A 14,762-nucleotide genomic window follows, 5' to 3' on the forward strand; every position below is an offset into this window, starting at 1 on the left:
GTTATGACCCCCCCGGGCGGGCCGCTGGGGCGGCCCCCCCCCCCCGCCCTCCTCACCCCCTCCCGCCGCCCGCGGGCGCCCCGCGGCCCCGTGACCTGGGGTCGGTGCCACGACGGGTCGCCGCCGCTCGGCGGCCCTGGCCTGCTGCTGGCGGGTGCGCATCCCGGCGACGTGCGCCTGCCGGGCGTCCAGCGCGCCCACGGCACGCTGCGAGAGCGCCCAGAGCTCCCGCGCGTCCGCCCCGGCGAGGTCGAGCCCGCAGGCGGCACAGCGCGTGGTCGTGAGCGTCGCGGCGCACGAGGGGCACGCGCCCGGGTCGGCCAGGAGACGCCGGACGACGGCGTAGGGGTCGGGGCTCGGGCTCGGGCCCTGCGCGTGAGGCATGGCGGCATCCTGGTCCATGCCGGGTGCCCGCCCGCGGCCGTGCACAGGCGCGACCGGGCGAGTCACCCGTCCGTGCCACGGTCCGTCGGTCCGCCCCACGTCCGGGGCAGGGCCTAGGGTGGAGCGAGCGGGCCGTACGCGGGGCGCCTCGGCACCTGCACGCGCGCGACCCGTCCGAGCACGACCGAGACACACGGGAGGTCACGATGGCTGGTCAGGAACACGGACGGGCCCGTCGCGAGGACGACGAGCCGGTCGACGCCCCGGAGCCGGTGCCCGCGACGCCCGCCGCCCAGGCCCGCGACGCCGAGGTCGACGCCCTGCTCGAGGAGATCGACGAGGTCCTCGAGTCGAACGCGGAGCAGTTCGTGCGCGGGTTCGTGCAGAAGGGCGGTCAGTGAGCCTCGATGGGTCCGGATCACGCAGCCTCCCCGGGGCGGCTCCCGAGCGCGTTCCTCACGCCCGGGTCGCCGTCCTTCGTCGACTTCCTCGCCGGTCACGCCCCGTCGCTGCTCCCCGGTAACCGGCCCCTGCCGGCCGTGGACGCGCCCGCCGCCCCGCACGCGACGACGATCGTCGCGCTGACGTTCGACGGCGGCGTCGTCATGGCGGGCGACCGCCGGGCGACGATGGGCCCGACGATCGCGAGCCGCGAGATCGAGAAGGTCTTCCCGGCCGACGAGTTCTCCGCGGTCGGCATCGCCGGCACCGCGGGCCTCGCCGTCGAGCTCGTCCGGCTCTTCCAGCTCGAGCTCGAGCACTACGAGAAGATCGAGGGCACGCTGCTCTCGCTCGACGGCAAGGCCAACCGCCTCGCGACGATGATCCGCAGCAACCTCGGGCTCGCGATGCAGGGGCTCGCGGTCGTGCCGCTGTTCTGCGGCTTCGACCTCGACCGGTCCCGCGGTCGGATCTTCTCCTACGACATCACGGGCGGGCGCTACGAGGAGCACGAGCACCACAGCGTGGGCTCGGGGTCGGTGTTCGCGCGCGGCTCGCTCAAGAAGCTGTGGCGCCCTGGGCTCGACGTCGCGGGAGGGGTGCGGGTCGCCGTCGAGGCGCTCGTGGACGCCGCGGACGACGACTCCGCGACGGGCGGGCCCGACGAGAGCCGGCGCATCTGGCCCGTCGTCGCGACCGTGACCGAGGCGGGCTACGTGCGGGTCCCGGACGACGAGCTCGCGCGCGTCGTGGCCGACGTGACGACCGCGCGCCGCGCCGAGCACGACCGGAGCCGTCTGGCACGAGGAGGTGAGCAGCGATGAGCATGCCGTTCTACGTCTCGCCCGAGCAGCTGATGAAGGACCGCGCGGACTACGCCCGCAAGGGCATCGCGCGCGGGCGGTCGGTCGTGGTGCTGCAGTACGACGACGGCATCGCGTTCGCCACCGAGAACCCCTCGCGCGCGCTGCACAAGATCTCCGAGATCTACGACCGCATCGCGTTCGCCGCCGTCGGCAAGTACAACGAGTTCGAGAACCTGCGGGTCGCGGGGGTGCGGTACGCCGACCTGCGCGGCTACTCCTACGACCGGCGGGACGTCAACGCGCGCGGGCTCGCGAACGCGTACGCCCAGACGCTCGGCACGGTCTTCACGACCGAGTCCAAGCCGCTCGAGGTCGAGCTCGTCGTCGCCGAGGTCGGGGACCGCGCCGAGGCCGACCAGGTGTACCGCCTGTCGTACGACGGGTCGGTCGCGGACGAGCACGGGTACGTCGTGATGGGCGGCGAGGCCGAGCGGCTCGGCGCGCTGCTCGCCGAAGGCTGGCGTCCCGGGCTGCCGCTCGCGGAGGTGCTCGACCTCGCGGTGCGCGTGCTCGGCACCCCGGCCGAGGGGGAGCCCCGCCGCATCCCCGCGAGCCAGCTCGAGGTCGCGGTGCTCGACCGGACCCGCCCTCGCCGGGCGTTCCGCCGGCTGTCGGGCGTCGCGCTGGAGGACCTGCTCGGAGCGGTCACGCAGCCCTGACCGGGGCGGCCGGCACGCCGTCCGCACGGCGCCCGGCTCCCGCCCGCCGAGCGGGTGCGGCGGACCCTGAGGGACACTGACGACGAGGAGGCACCCATGGACCGTCGCATCTTCGGTCTCGAGACCGAGTACGGCGTCACGTGCGCGTCGGACGACGGGCGTGGCCTGTCCGCGGACGAGGTCGCCCGGTACCTGTTCCGCAAGGTCGTGGCGTGGGGGCGCTCGTCGAACGTGTTCCTGCGCAACGGCTCGCGCCTGTACCTCGACGTCGGCTCGCACCCCGAGTACGCGACGGCCGAGTGCGACGACGTGCGCCAGCTCGTGACGCACGACCGCGGCGGCGAGCGGATCCTCGAGGGGCTCGTGGCCGACGCGCAGCAGCGGCTCGAGCACGAGGGGCTCGCGGGGCGCATCCACCTGTTCAAGAACAACACCGACTCGGCGGGCAACTCCTACGGCTGCCACGAGAACTACCTCGTGCGCCGCCAGGGCGACTTCTCGCGGCTCTCCGACGTGCTCGTGCCGTTCCTCATCACCCGTCAGGTCCTCACGGGCGCGGGGAAGGTCCTGTCGACGCCGCGCGGCGCCGTGTACTGCCTGTCGCAGCGGGCGGACCACATCTGGGAGGCCGTCTCGAGCGCGACCACCCGGTCCCGGCCGATCATCAACACGCGCGACGAGCCGCACGCCGACGCCGAGCACTACCGGCGCCTGCACGTCATCGTCGGGGACTCGTCGATGTCGGAGACGACGACGATGCTCAAGGTCGGCTCGACCGACCTGATCCTGCGCATGATCGAGGCCGGTGTCCCCATGCGGGACATGGCGCTGGAGAACCCGATCCGCGCGATCCGCGAGATCTCGCACGACATGACGGGCACGCAGCCGGTCGCCATGGCCAACGGCCGGTCGATGACGGCGGTGGACCTCCAGGAGGAGTACCTCACGCGCGTCAAGGAGTTCGTGGACGCGGAGGTCGACGCGACGCCGGTCGTCAAGCAGGTCCTCGACCTGTGGGAGCGCGGGCTGCGGGCGATCCGGACCGGCGACCTGTCGCTCGTGGAGCGCGAGCTCGACTGGGTCATCAAGTACCGGCTCATCGAGCGGTACCGCGCGCGGCACGGCCTCGAGATGTCGGACGTGCGGGTCGCGCGGATGGACCTGGCGTACCACGACATCTCGCGCACGGAGGGCCTGTACAACCTGCTCGCGGCGCGGGGCCTCGTCGAGCGCGTGACGACGGACCTCGAGGTCTTCGAGGCGACGGCGGTCCCGCCGCAGACGACCCGCGCCAAGCTGCGGGGCGACTTCGTGCGCCGCGCGCAGGAGGCCCGGCGCGACTACACGGTCGACTGGGTGCACCTCAAGCTCAACGACCAGGCGCAGCGGACCGTGCTGTGCAAGGACCCGTTCCGCAGCGTCGACGACAGGGTCGAGAGGCTCATCGAGTCCATGTGAGGCTCGGCGGCGTCCCGCCCGCCCGGGCCGGCCGGTCGTCCGGGCGTGCCCGGGCCTGCCCCCGAGCCGTCTGCACGGGCGGTCGCGGGGCGCGAACCTGTTCCCGGGCGCACAGCGCGGCCCCGTACAGTGTGGGCCGACATGCGAGCGGAGAGGAGCGTCGTGCGACGTCTGGGAGCGGTGGCGGTGGCGGTCGCGCTGCTGGTCACCGGGTGCACGGCACCCGAGGAGGAGGCCCTCGACGTCGTCGTCTCGGGCGAGCCGGGGGAGCGCCCGACGATCACCTACCGCACTCCGCTCAGCGTCGACGAGACCGTCTCGACCGTGATCTGGCCGGGTTCGGGCCCCGAGCTCGTCGAGGGACGTCCGGCGCTCGTCGACTTCTGGCTCGAGGACGCGACCGACGCGACGGTCGTCAAGGAGAGCTACTCGACCAACCCGACGGCACGCATCCTGTCGGCGGAGGACCTCGGGGAGGACCTCTACGAGACGCTGCGGGGTCAGCGGGTCGGGGCCCGGCTGCTGCAGGTCAGTCCCGCGCCGGGCAACGGCGCGGCGGACTTCCCCACGGTGACGGTCCTCGACGTGCTGCCGACGCGCGCCGCGGGCGAGGCGGTGCCGCCGCGCGAGGGGCTGCCGACCGTCACGCTCGCCGACGACGGCTCCCCGTCGATCACGCCGTCGGCCACCGAGCCGCCCGCCGATCTCCTGACCCAGCAGCTGCTGCGGGGCACCGGCCGGCAGGTCGCCGAGGGCGACGTCATCACCGTCCAGTACACCGGGTTCTCGTGGACCACCGGCGCGCCGTTCGAGTCGACGTGGACGAGCGGCAGCCCGGTGTGGTTCTCGCTCGACAGCGTCCCCGCGTGGTCGGCGCTCGTCGAGCAGCCCGTCGGCAGCCAGGTCATGCTCGTCGTCCCGCCCTCCTACCCGCTCGGCGTCACGCAGAGCGAGGAGCTCCAGGGGCAGACCGTGGTGTTCGTGATCGACCTGCTCGCGAGCCGCGCGGCCACGACGCCCGAGGGGTCGGCACCCGACGCGACCGCTCCCGCCGGTGGCACCGACCCGACGACGGAGGGCTGAGCCGTGACGCTCGCGCTGCGCGTGATCCCGTGCCTCGACGTCGACGCGGGCCGCGTCGTCAAGGGGGTCAACTTCGAGAACCTGCGCGACGCCGGCGACCCGGTCGAGCTCGCCCACCGGTACGACACGGAGGGCGCCGACGAGCTGACGTTCCTCGACGTGTCCGCGTCGTCGGGCAACCGCGAGACGACGTACGACGTGGTGCGCCGGACCGCCGGGGAGGTCTTCGTGCCCCTGACGGTCGGTGGGGGCGTCCGCTCGCCCGACGACGTCGACCGCCTGCTGCGCGCGGGCGCGGACAAGGTGGGCGTCAACACCGCCGCGATCGCCCGCCCGCAGCTCATCGCGGAGATCGCCGAGCGCTTCGGCAGCCAGGTCCTCGTGCTGTCCGTGGACGCGCGCCGGGTCACGGGGGACACCCGCACCGACTCGGGGTACGAGGTCACGACGCACGGCGGCCGGCGGGGGACCGGGATCGACGCCGTCGCCTGGGCCGCGCAGGCCGCCGAGCTCGGCGCGGGGGAGATCCTGCTGAACTCCATGGACGCCGACGGGACGACCGCCGGCTTCGACCTGGAGATGCTCGGGGACGTGCGCCGGGAGGTCAGGGTCCCGCTCGTGGCGAGCGGCGGCGCGGGGACGCCCGAGCACTTCGTCGAGGCGGCCCGGGCGGGCGCCGACGCGGTGCTGGCCGCGAGCGTCTTCCACTTCGGGACCCTCACCGTGGGTCAGGTCAAGCAGGCGCTGCGCGACGCGGGCGTGACCGTCCGCTGACCGACGCGCTCGCGCGTCCGCCGAGGCGCTCGGCCGTCGTCGGGTCGCGCCACCTCCCGCCGGGCGACGCGCCGTGCGGCGGCGTCAGCGGAACGGCAGCGCCTCGCGCACGGCCTCGACGTCCTGCGCGGCTCCCTCGACGGTGACCTGCGTCGCGGTGCCCCGGCCGAAGCCGTGCAGCAGCAGGTCCGCGACCGACCCGCGCACGACGACGGTCCCGAACCCGCGTGCCGGTCGCCTGACGACCCGCCGCACGCCGTCGGGACGCACGAGCACGACGCCGGCGGCGACCTTGCGGTACGTCAGCCGCGCTGCGCGCAGGAGCTGGGCCCAGAGCGCCTGCTCGCGCTCGGGCTCGAGCTCGCGGTCCGTCACGGTCCCCGAGCCACGCCGCACGTCCTCGGTGTGCACGAAGAACTCGACGAGGTTGGCGGCGTCGCCCGCCCACGTCATCGGGTGCCACGCGGGCGGCTCGGCGGCGACGCGCGCGACGAGGTCGCGGAACCCGCCCTCGCTCAGTCCCGCCTGCGCGAGGTCCTCGATCGCCCGCTCGGCGCGGCCGGCGAGGGGCGGGACCGCGAGCCCGGCGGGGACGACGAGCGAGCCCTCGCGCAGCACGACGTGCGCCGCGAGGTGACGCGCCTGCCACCCCTCGCACAGCGTCGGGGCCTCGGGACCCGCGTCGGTCAGGGCCTGCGCGAGCTCGCGCCGTTCGAGGGTGTGCCACGTCATCCGGGCATCGTCGCACGTGCGTGAGACGATGGTGCGATCCCCGCCCGCCCCGGAAGGACCTGCTGTGCCCACGCGTGCCCGACCCCCCGCCGGGGTCGCCCTGACCGGCTCCGTCGCGCGCCGGTCGGTCCAGCTCCTCGTCCGCGGCATGGTCTCCCAGCCCTGGACGTACACGTGGGCCGTCCTGCTGTCCGCCGCGTTCGGCACGCTCACCGTCATGGTGAGCCGGGTGCTCGGCTGGGTCACCGACGGCGTCGTCGTCCCGGCGATCGACGGCTCGGCGGACGCGCGCGACCGGATCTGGCAGGCGGGTCTCGCGCTGGCCGCGGTGGCCCTCGCGCTCGCGCTCGCCGTGGCGGGCCGGCGCATCTTCGCGGGGATGGGGGTCGCCGACCAGCAGGCCGACCAGCGCGTGCGGGTCACCCGCCAGTACCTGCGCCTGCCGATGTCGTGGCACCGCCGCCACCCCACGGGCCAGCTCCTCGCGAACGCGAGCTCGGACGTCGAGGCCTCGACGTCGGTGTTCAACCCGCTGCCGTTCGCGCTCGGGGTCGTCGTCATGATCCTCGTCGCGACGGTCGGCCTGCTGCGCACCGACGTGTGGCTCGCGCTCGCCGCGCTGGTCGTGGTCCCGCTCGCGGTCGTCGCGAACGTCGTCTTCCAGCGCCGGATGTCCCCGGCGATCACGCGGGCGCAGCAGCTGCGCTCCGAGGTCTCGGACATCGCGCACGAGAGCTTCGAGGCCGGGGTGCTCGTCAAGTCGCTCGGCACCGAGGACCGCGAGGTCGTGCGGTTCGCCGAGCGCGCCGGTCAGCTGCGGGACGCGAACGTCCGGGTCGGCGTCGTGCGCGCGCTGTTCGACCCGGTGATCGACGTGCTGCCCGCGATCGGGACGCTGCTCGTGCTGCTCGTCGGCGCGGTGCGCGTGGCCGACGGCGCGGTGGGCACGGGTGACGTCGTGGCGGCGGCGTACCTGCTCACGATGCTCGGGGTCCCGGTGCGTGCGTTCGGGTGGGTGCTCGGGGAGCTCCCGCGCTCGCTCGTCGGGTTCGACCGCGTCGCGCGCGTGCTCGACTCCTCGGCCGTGCCCGTCGACGGCCGGGCGGCGCTGCCCCGGGGTGCGGCGGGCGCCCACGCGCAGATGCGGGGCGTCGGGGTCCGGGTCGGTTCGGGCCAGACCGCCGCGGACCTGCTCGTGGACGTCGACCTCGACGTCGCGCCGGGCCGGACGGTCGCGGTCGTCGGCTCCACGGGTGCGGGCAAGACGACGCTGGTGTCCCTGTTCAGCCGCTTGTCCGACCCGACGTCCGGAACCGTGCTGCTCGACGGGCAGGACCTGCGCGACGTGCGGCCCGCCGACATCGCGGCGCAGGTGGCCCTCGTCGCGCAGTCCACGTTCGTCTTCGAGGACTCGGTGCGCGCCAACGTCACGCTGTGCGACGACGACGACCCCGAGGCGCCGACGGACGCACAGGTGTGGCAGGCGCTCGCCGCCGCGCACGTCGACGACGTGGTGCGCGCGCTGCCCGGCGGGCTCGACGCGCGGCTCGGGGAGCGCGGGTCCAACCTCTCGGGCGGCCAGCGCCAGCGGATCGCTCTCGCCCGCGCCCTCGTGCGGTCCCCGCGCCTGCTCGTGCTCGACGACGCGACGTCCGCGGTCGACCCGGGCATCGAGCAGGCGATCCTCACGGGGCTGCGCCCGCGGGACGGCGGCGCGCCGGGCTCTGTGAGCGTGCTCATGGTCGCGTACCGCATGTCGTCGGTGCTGCTCGCGGACGAGGTGGTGCACCTCGAGAACGGCCGCGTCGTCGACCAGGGGACGCACGAGGAGCTGCTCGCGCGGGACCCCGGGTACCGGGCGCTGGCGACGGCGTACGAGCAGGAGTCGCTGCGCCGCGCGCGTGCCGCGGCCGACGCGCTCGACGACGAGGCGGACGCCGGGGTGGCCCGATGAGCCGGCGGCAGGCGGCGCCGGAGCCGGGTCGGCAGGCGTCGGCCCGCGGGATCTCCGCGACCGAGCTCGGCGTCCTCGCGACCCTGCGCCGCGGGGTCCAGGTCTCGCCGCAGCTGCTCGACGGCCTCGCGCTGACCGTCGTGCTCGCCGTCCTCGCGGCGCTGGGCCGCGTGCTCGTGCCCGTGACCGTCCAGCAGACGATGGACACCGGGATCCTCGCCTCCGGCGGGCCCGACGTGCAGCGCGTCGTGACGCTCGTCGTCGTCGCGGCGACCGGCCTGCTGCTCGGCGCCGCGTGCTCGGCGCTGGTCAACGTGCGGCTCTTCCGCGCGAGCGAGCGCGGTCTCGTCGCACTGCGCGTGCGCGCGTTCAGGCACGTGCACGACCTGTCGGCCCTCACGCTGGACGCCGAGCGGCGCGGGTCGCTCGTCTCGCGGGTGACGTCCGACGTCGACACCATCTCGATGTTCGTGCAGTGGGGCGGCATCATGCTGCTCGTCTCGCTGCTGCAGATCTCGGTCGCGACGGTCCTCATGGCCGTCTACTCCTGGCAGCTCACGATCCTCGTGTGGCTCTCGTTCCTCCCGCTCGTGCTGGTCCTGCGCCCGCTGCAGAAGCGCGTCAACGCCGCGTACACGCTCGTGCGCTCGCGGGTCGGCGCGATGCTCGGAGCCGTGTCGGAGGCCGTCGTCGGCGCCGAGACCGTGCGGGCGTACGGGGTCCAGGATCGCACCGGGCGGCGCATCGACGCGTCGGTGCGGGCCACCCGCCAGGCGATGGTGCGCGCGCAGAACGTCGTCGCGGTCGTGTTCTCGAGCGGCGTCCTCGTGGCGAACCTCGTGCTCGCGGTCGTCGTGGTGGCCGGCACGTACCTGGGCGTCGCGGGCGACCTGACGGTCGGGCGGCTCCTCGCGTTCCTGTTCCTCGTCCAGCTGTTCACCGGCCCGGTGCAGATGGCGACGGAGATCCTCAACGAGCTCCAGAACGCCGTCGCGGGCTGGCGCCGCGTGCTCGCCGTCATCGAGACGCCGGTCCTCGTCCCCGACCCGGGCGAGGACGGCGTCGACTCCCCGCGCGGGCCGGCGACCGTCGAGCTGCGGGGCGTCGGCTTCGCCTACCCCGAGGGCCCGCCCGTGCTGCACGGCATCGACCTGACGATCCCCGCGCGCACCTCGGTCGCGGTCGTCGGCGCCACCGGCTCGGGCAAGACGACGGTCGCGAAGCTCGTCGCGCGCCTCATGGACCCGACGACCGGCCAGGTGCTGCTCGACGGCGTGGACCTGCGCCGGATCCGGTCCGCGAGCCTGCGCGAGCGCGTCGTCATGGTGCCCCAGGAGGGCTTCCTGTTCGACGCGACCCTCGGGGAGAACCTGGCGTACGGCTGGCGCGGGGGCTCCGGGCCCGACGGCGTCGACGAGGTGCACCTGCTCACGGCGCTCGACGACCTCGGGCTGCGCGACTGGCTCGCGGAGCTCCCGCAGGGACTGGCCACGCCGGTCGGCCAGCGCGGGGAGTCCCTGTCGGCGGGGGAGCGCCAGCTCGTCGCGCTCGCCCGGGCCTACCTCGCGGGCGCCGACCTGCTCGTGCTCGACGAGGCGACGTCGGCCGTCGACCCCGCGACCGAGGTCCGCATCGCGCGCGCCCTCGACTCCCTGACGCACGGGCGCAGCACGATCACGATCGCGCACCGGCTCTCGACCGCCGAGGCGTCCGACCTCGTCGTCGTGGTGGACGCGGGGCGGGTCGTCGAGACCGGGTCGCACGCCGAGCTGCTCGCGCTCGGCGGCGTCTACGCGGGCATGCACGGCTCCTGGGTGGCCCAGACGCGCTGACCCGGACCACGCGTCCGCGAGCACGGCCGCTGCGGCGGCGGCGCACGGCGTCGTGGGAGGATTCCGGCGTGGTCGCCTCGTCCGCGCCGTCCGTCGGCGCCCCCGTCCCCCCGTCCGCGCTGGACCCGCAGGTCGCCGCGCGCCTGAGCCGTGACGGCGCGGGTCTCGTCGCGGCGGTCGTGCAGCAGCACGACACCGGCGACGTCCTCATGGTGGGCTGGATGGACGACGAGGCGCTCGCCCGCACGCTGACGTCGGGCCGCGTGACGTTCTGGAGCCGGTCGCGCCAGGAGTACTGGCGCAAGGGCGACACCTCCGGGCACGCGCAGTACGTGAAGTCCGTGAGCCTCGACTGCGACGGTGACGCCCTGCTCGTGCAGGTCGACCAGGTCGGCGCGGCCTGCCACACCGGGACCCGCACGTGCTTCGAGGCCGGCGGCCCGCTGCCCGCCGTCGTCGGCGTGCGGCCTGACACCACCCCGAGCACCGAAGGAGCGCGATGAGCACCGCCACGACCCCGCCCCCGGCACCTGCGGTCCAGGTCCCGTGGGGCTCGACGTGGCCGGTGCTCGAGGAGTTCCGCACGCTCGCCGCCGACCGGCGGGTCGTCCCCGTCGTGCGCCGCCTGCTCGCCGACGACGTCACGCCGGTGGGCCTCTACCGCACGCTCGCGCAGGGGCGCCCGGGCACGTTCGTGCTCGAGTCGGCCGAGTCCGACGGCACGTGGTCGCGCTACTCGTTCGTCGGGGTCCGCTCGCGGGCGACGCTGACGTCGCGCGACGGCCGTGCCGTGTGGACGGGCGACGTGCCCGTGGGCGTCCCGCTCGACGGCGCACCGCTCGACGTCCTCGCGGCGACGCTCGAGGTCCTGCGCACGCCCGCCGTCCCGGGTCTGCCGCCGCTCACCGGCGGGCTGGTCGGCGCGCTCGGCTGGGACATCGTCCGGCAGTGGGAGCCGACGCTGCCCGCCAAGGCGCCCGACGAGCTGGGCGTCCCCGAGCTCACGCTCTGCCTCGCGAGCGACCTCGCGGTCGTCGACCACGTCGACGGGTCGGTCTGGCTGGTCGCCAACGCGATCAACTTCGACGACACCGACGAGCGCGTCGACGAGGCCCACACCGACGCGGTCGCGCGCCTCGACGCGATGCAGGCCGCGCTGGCGACCCCGGCGCCCCCCGCGACCGCGGTGCTCGCCGACGTGCCCGAGCCCGAGCTCGAGTTCCGCTCGACGCGCGACGAGTTCGAGCAGGCGGTGCGCGTGGGGCAGGAGGCGATCCGCGACGGCGAGGTCTTCCAGATCGTCCTCTCGCAGCGCCTCGACCTCGACTGCCCGGCCGAGCCGATCGACGTCTACCGGGTGCTGCGGACGATCAACCCGAGCCCGTACATGTACTACCTGCAGCTGCAGGACGCCGACGGGGGCGACTTCGCGGTGGTCGGCTCGAGCCCCGAGACCCTCGTCAAGGTCACCGAGGGGCGCGTCGTGACGTTCCCCATCGCCGGGTCCCGGCCCCGCGCGGCGACGCCCGAGGCGGACCGGGAGCTCGGTGAGGAGCTGCTCGCCGACCCGAAGGAGCGGGCCGAGCACATCATGCTCGTCGACCTCTCCCGCAACGACCTCGTCAAGGTGTGCGAGCCGTCGAGCGTCGAGGTCGTCGAGTTCATGGCGGTCAAGCGCTTCAGCCACATCATGCACATCTGCTCGACGGTCGTCGGGCAGCTGCGTGCGGGGGCCACGGCGCTGCAGACCCTCACGGCGACGTTCCCTGCCGGCACGCTCTCGGGCGCCCCGAAGCCCCGGGCGATCGCCCTCATCGACGAGATCGAGCCCGCCCGCCGCGGGATCTACGGCGGCACCGTCGGGTACTTCGACCTCGCGGGCGACATGGACATGGCGATCGCGATCCGCACCGCGCTGATCCGCGACGGCCGGGCCTCCGTCCAGGCCGGCGGCGGCATCGTGGCCGACTCGGTGCCCGCGCTCGAGTACGAGGAGTCGCGCAACAAGGCCGCGGCTGCCGTCCGTGCCGTGCAGGTCGCGGCACGGCTGCGGCCGGCGACCGGTGGCTGACGTGGAGCCCCGCACGCCGGCGGGCACGGGGGACGAGGCGGGGTCCCGGCCGGGAGGCGCGCCCGACGGCGCCGTCCCCCCTGCCGCAGCACCTCCCGCGGCGACACCTTCCGCAGCAGCGCCTGCCGGGCCGCCGTCCGGCGCGCACGAACCGGAGGCGGCAGCACCTGCGGGGAAGCCGGGGGCGCGCCGCCGCGGCCGCACCGCGGGCCTGCTGGTCCTCGCGGCGCTCGCCACCGCCGCCTCGAGCGTGCCCGTCTGGCTGCACGCGACCGGCTCGAGCGCCGTCCGCGGCGAGGTCGACGTGCCCGTCACGGGCACCCAGGCCGCGCCGGCGGTGCTGGCCGCCGCCGTCGCTCTGCTCGCGGCCGCGGCCGCGGTCGGGCTCGTCGGCCGGGCCGGCCGGTGGGTCGTCGCCGCGGTCGTCGCGGCAGCCGGGGCGACCGTGGTCGTCTCCGCGCTCGCGGTGCTCGGGGACCCCGAGGGTGCCGCCCGCACGGTCGTCGCCGCGGTTACCGGCGTCGGTGTGCTCGCGGGTCCGGCGACCCCGACGCCCTGGCCCGTGGTCGCGGTCGGCGTCGGTGTCCTCGACCTGCTCGCCGCGGTCGCCGTCCTGGTGTGGTCGCGGCGCTGGGCGACGCCGACGAGTCGGTACGGGACCGCCGAGGGCGCGCGCGGCCGGGGTGCCGCAGCCCCGCCGGCCGACCCGGACGACGACCGCTCGGCGTGGGACGCGCTGAGCCGGGGCGACGACCCGACCTGACCGGCGCTCCCGCGCGCGCAGGCCCCGGGGCCCGTCCGGTCCCGTGCGTCACCCGGACGAGCGCCCCCGCACCTGGCCCGGGTGCGCGTCCAGCCTGCTCAGCAGCGGCGTTCCGCTAGGGTTGACCGCAGAAACACGATCGAAAGGCGCTGGCACATGGCCGAGCACTCCGTCGAACGCCGGCACACCGGCTCGACCCCCACCGGGACCCACTCCAACGAGGTCGCGTACCTCCCGCTGAGCACCCCTCCGACGAACCACGGCCACACCACCGCCGCCTGGACGCTCGTCGTCCTCGTCCTCGTCGGCTTCACGATCTCGGCGCTGGCCGTGACCTTCGCCGTCGTCTGGCTCTTCTGGGCCGGCCTCGGCGTGTGCCTGCTCGGCATCATCGCCGGCAAGGTGCTCCAGGCCATGGGCCACGGGCAGGGCGGGGCAGCGACCCTCGCGAAGCAGTCCGGCTCCGGGCACTGACACCCACGAGCCCGCGCACGACCCCCGACCCGGCGGACCTCCCGCCCGGCCCGACCCCTGGAGAGAGCGATGTCGACCCCGAACGAGCCGCAGGACCCGTACGCCGCCGGCAACCAGCCCGAGCAGCCGACGACCCCCGGCTCGCCCCAGTACCCCTCCGCCCCGCAGTACGGCACGCCGCAGGGCGGCGGCTACCCGCAGGCGCCGCAGTACGGCAACGCGCCGGCCTACGGTGGCGGCTACGGCGGGACCTACCCGAAGAACAACCTCGGGGTGTGGGCGCTCGTCCTCGGCATCGTCTCGTTCTTCCTCTGCTCGATCCTCACGGGCATCCCCGCGATCATCGTCGGCAACAAGGGCCGCAAGGCCGCCGCGGCCGGTGAGGCGAACAACGGCGGGCTCTCGCTCGCGGGCGTCATCCTCGGCTGGGTCTCGGTCGCGTTCGCCATCCTGACGCTCATCTGGCTCTTCGCGCTCGGCGGCTTCGCGGCGTACATGGAGAGCATCGACCAGCTCAGCACGAGCACCTACTGAGCGAGGACCTGCCGGTGCAGAGCACCGTCCGACCGCACGGCCCGGCGCTCCACGGAGCGCCGGGCCGTGCGTCGTCGTGGGGCGGAGGACGGCCCCGCGGCAGGGCGGTGCTCGGCCCCCTCGCCGTCGGGGGGCTCACGGCTGCGGCGGTGCTCGTCGTGGCGTCGGCGGACCCGCACCGGCCGGGGAGCTACGGGGTGTGCCCGGTGTACGCGCTCACGGGCATGCTGTGCGCCGGCTGCGGCGGGCTGCGCGCCACGTACGACCTCGCGCACGGCGACCTCGCCGGCGCGTGGGGGATGAACCCGCTGTGGGTCCTGCTCGTCCCCCTGCTGGCCGCCGCCTGGGGTGCGTGGCTCGCGCGGCGCTGGCGGGGCGTCCCGGACCGCGCACGGGGCTCGGGGAGCACGCCCGCTGGGGCGCGGACGACCCGGCTCGCGGCGCCCTGGGCCCTCCTCCTCGTCGTGCTCGTCTATTCGGTCGCGAGGAACGTCCCGGCGCTCGCTCCCTGGCTGGCGCCGTGACGAGCGGCGCCGAACCGAGGCAGGCCCCGCTCGGCGCGCCGCTAGAATCGCGGCGCACCGTCCGCGCCACCGTGAGGAACCATCATGACGACGCCCGCTGAGCCGACGCCCGACGAGCGGGCGACCGGGCCGGCGGCGCCGGCCGGGCCGTCGGGGTCCGCCCCGGACGCCGCCCCCGTGGACCTCTCGAAGCAGCGCGCGGCCGAGCAGCCG

Annotated in this window: 15 protein-coding genes; 14 read left to right on the top strand and 1 reads right to left on the bottom strand. The window is 75.2% G+C overall.

Annotated elements, in window-relative coordinates; all coding sequences use genetic code 11:
* Positions 1-590: 590 nt before the first annotated feature.
* From AB6N24_RS20135 to hisF, 6 genes are all read left to right on the top strand, one after another.
* Positions 591-785 (top strand): ubiquitin-like protein Pup, encoded by a 195-nt coding sequence (locus AB6N24_RS20135; RefSeq protein ID WP_412871150.1) that lies wholly within the window; start codon positions 591-593, stop codon positions 783-785.
* Positions 786-791: 6 nt separating this feature from the next.
* Complete coding sequence (gene prcB / locus AB6N24_RS20140) at positions 792-1,649, top strand: proteasome subunit beta (RefSeq protein ID WP_412871151.1); 858 nt, start codon at positions 792-794, stop codon at positions 1,647-1,649.
* Positions 1,646-2,350 carry a proteasome subunit alpha gene (gene prcA / locus AB6N24_RS20145; RefSeq protein WP_412871152.1) on the top strand — a complete coding sequence of 235 codons (705 nt, stop codon included), beginning with the start codon at positions 1,646-1,648 and terminating at the stop codon, positions 2,348-2,350. The genes prcB and prcA overlap by 4 nt, the downstream gene beginning before the upstream one ends.
* A gap of 96 nt (positions 2,351-2,446) precedes the next feature.
* Positions 2,447-3,808 (top strand): Pup--protein ligase, encoded by a 1,362-nt coding sequence (pafA, locus tag AB6N24_RS20150; protein ID WP_412871153.1) that lies wholly within the window; start codon positions 2,447-2,449, stop codon positions 3,806-3,808.
* A gap of 162 nt (positions 3,809-3,970) precedes the next feature.
* Complete coding sequence (locus AB6N24_RS20155; RefSeq protein WP_412871154.1) at positions 3,971-4,891, top strand: FKBP-type peptidyl-prolyl cis-trans isomerase; 921 nt, start codon at positions 3,971-3,973, stop codon at positions 4,889-4,891.
* Positions 4,892-4,894: 3 nt separating this feature from the next.
* The gene (hisF, locus tag AB6N24_RS20160; protein ID WP_412871155.1) at positions 4,895-5,665 is read left to right on the top strand and encodes an imidazole glycerol phosphate synthase subunit HisF; all 771 of its coding nucleotides are present in this window, start codon (positions 4,895-4,897) and stop codon (positions 5,663-5,665) included.
* Positions 5,666-5,749: 84 nt separating this feature from the next.
* Here the strand turns inward: hisF and AB6N24_RS20165 are convergent, their stop codons facing one another.
* A complete protein-coding gene (locus AB6N24_RS20165) occupies positions 5,750-6,397 on the bottom strand; it encodes a TIGR03085 family metal-binding protein (RefSeq protein WP_412871156.1) in 648 nt (215 codons plus the stop codon).
* Between the two features lie 64 nt (positions 6,398-6,461).
* On the opposite strand from AB6N24_RS20165, the gene AB6N24_RS20170 reads away from it, so the two are divergent.
* The 8 genes from AB6N24_RS20170 to AB6N24_RS20205 all read left to right on the top strand — a co-directional run bounded on the left by AB6N24_RS20170 (position 6,462) and on the right by AB6N24_RS20205 (position 14,549).
* Positions 6,462-8,351, top strand: a complete 1,890-nt coding sequence (locus AB6N24_RS20170) for an ABC transporter ATP-binding protein (protein WP_412871157.1) — start codon at positions 6,462-6,464, stop codon at positions 8,349-8,351.
* Positions 8,348-10,183 carry an ABC transporter ATP-binding protein gene (locus AB6N24_RS20175; protein ID WP_412871158.1) on the top strand — a complete coding sequence of 612 codons (1,836 nt, stop codon included), beginning with the start codon at positions 8,348-8,350 and terminating at the stop codon, positions 10,181-10,183. Before AB6N24_RS20170 ends, AB6N24_RS20175 begins: the two co-directional genes overlap by 4 nt.
* 68 nt (positions 10,184-10,251) lie before the next feature.
* A complete protein-coding gene (gene hisI, locus AB6N24_RS20180; protein WP_412871159.1) occupies positions 10,252-10,686 on the top strand; it encodes a phosphoribosyl-AMP cyclohydrolase in 435 nt (144 codons plus the stop codon).
* Complete coding sequence (locus AB6N24_RS20185) at positions 10,683-12,254, top strand: anthranilate synthase component I (protein WP_412871160.1); 1,572 nt, start codon at positions 10,683-10,685, stop codon at positions 12,252-12,254. Before hisI ends, AB6N24_RS20185 begins: the two co-directional genes overlap by 4 nt.
* Before the next feature lies 1 nt (position 12,255).
* Positions 12,256-13,017: a Trp biosynthesis-associated membrane protein gene (locus tag AB6N24_RS20190; protein WP_412871161.1), complete on the top strand. Its 762-nt coding sequence runs from the start codon at positions 12,256-12,258 to the stop codon at positions 13,015-13,017.
* A 156-nt stretch (positions 13,018-13,173) separates the two neighbouring features.
* Positions 13,174-13,491, top strand: a complete 318-nt coding sequence (locus AB6N24_RS20195) for an HGxxPAAW family protein (RefSeq protein WP_412871162.1) — start codon at positions 13,174-13,176, stop codon at positions 13,489-13,491.
* A 69-nt stretch (positions 13,492-13,560) separates the two neighbouring features.
* Positions 13,561-14,025, top strand: coding sequence for a DUF4190 domain-containing protein (locus tag AB6N24_RS20200; RefSeq protein ID WP_412871163.1), 465 nt, complete (start codon positions 13,561-13,563; stop codon positions 14,023-14,025).
* 107 nt (positions 14,026-14,132) lie between these two features.
* Positions 14,133-14,549, top strand: a complete 417-nt coding sequence (locus AB6N24_RS20205; RefSeq protein ID WP_412871164.1) for a DUF2752 domain-containing protein — start codon at positions 14,133-14,135, stop codon at positions 14,547-14,549.
* The last annotated feature ends 213 nt before the right edge of the window (positions 14,550-14,762 follow it).

Origin of the sequence: Cellulomonas jepli, from assembly GCF_047229345.1 — a bacterium.
Lineage (GTDB): Bacteria > Actinomycetota > Actinomycetes > Actinomycetales > Cellulomonadaceae > Cellulomonas_A.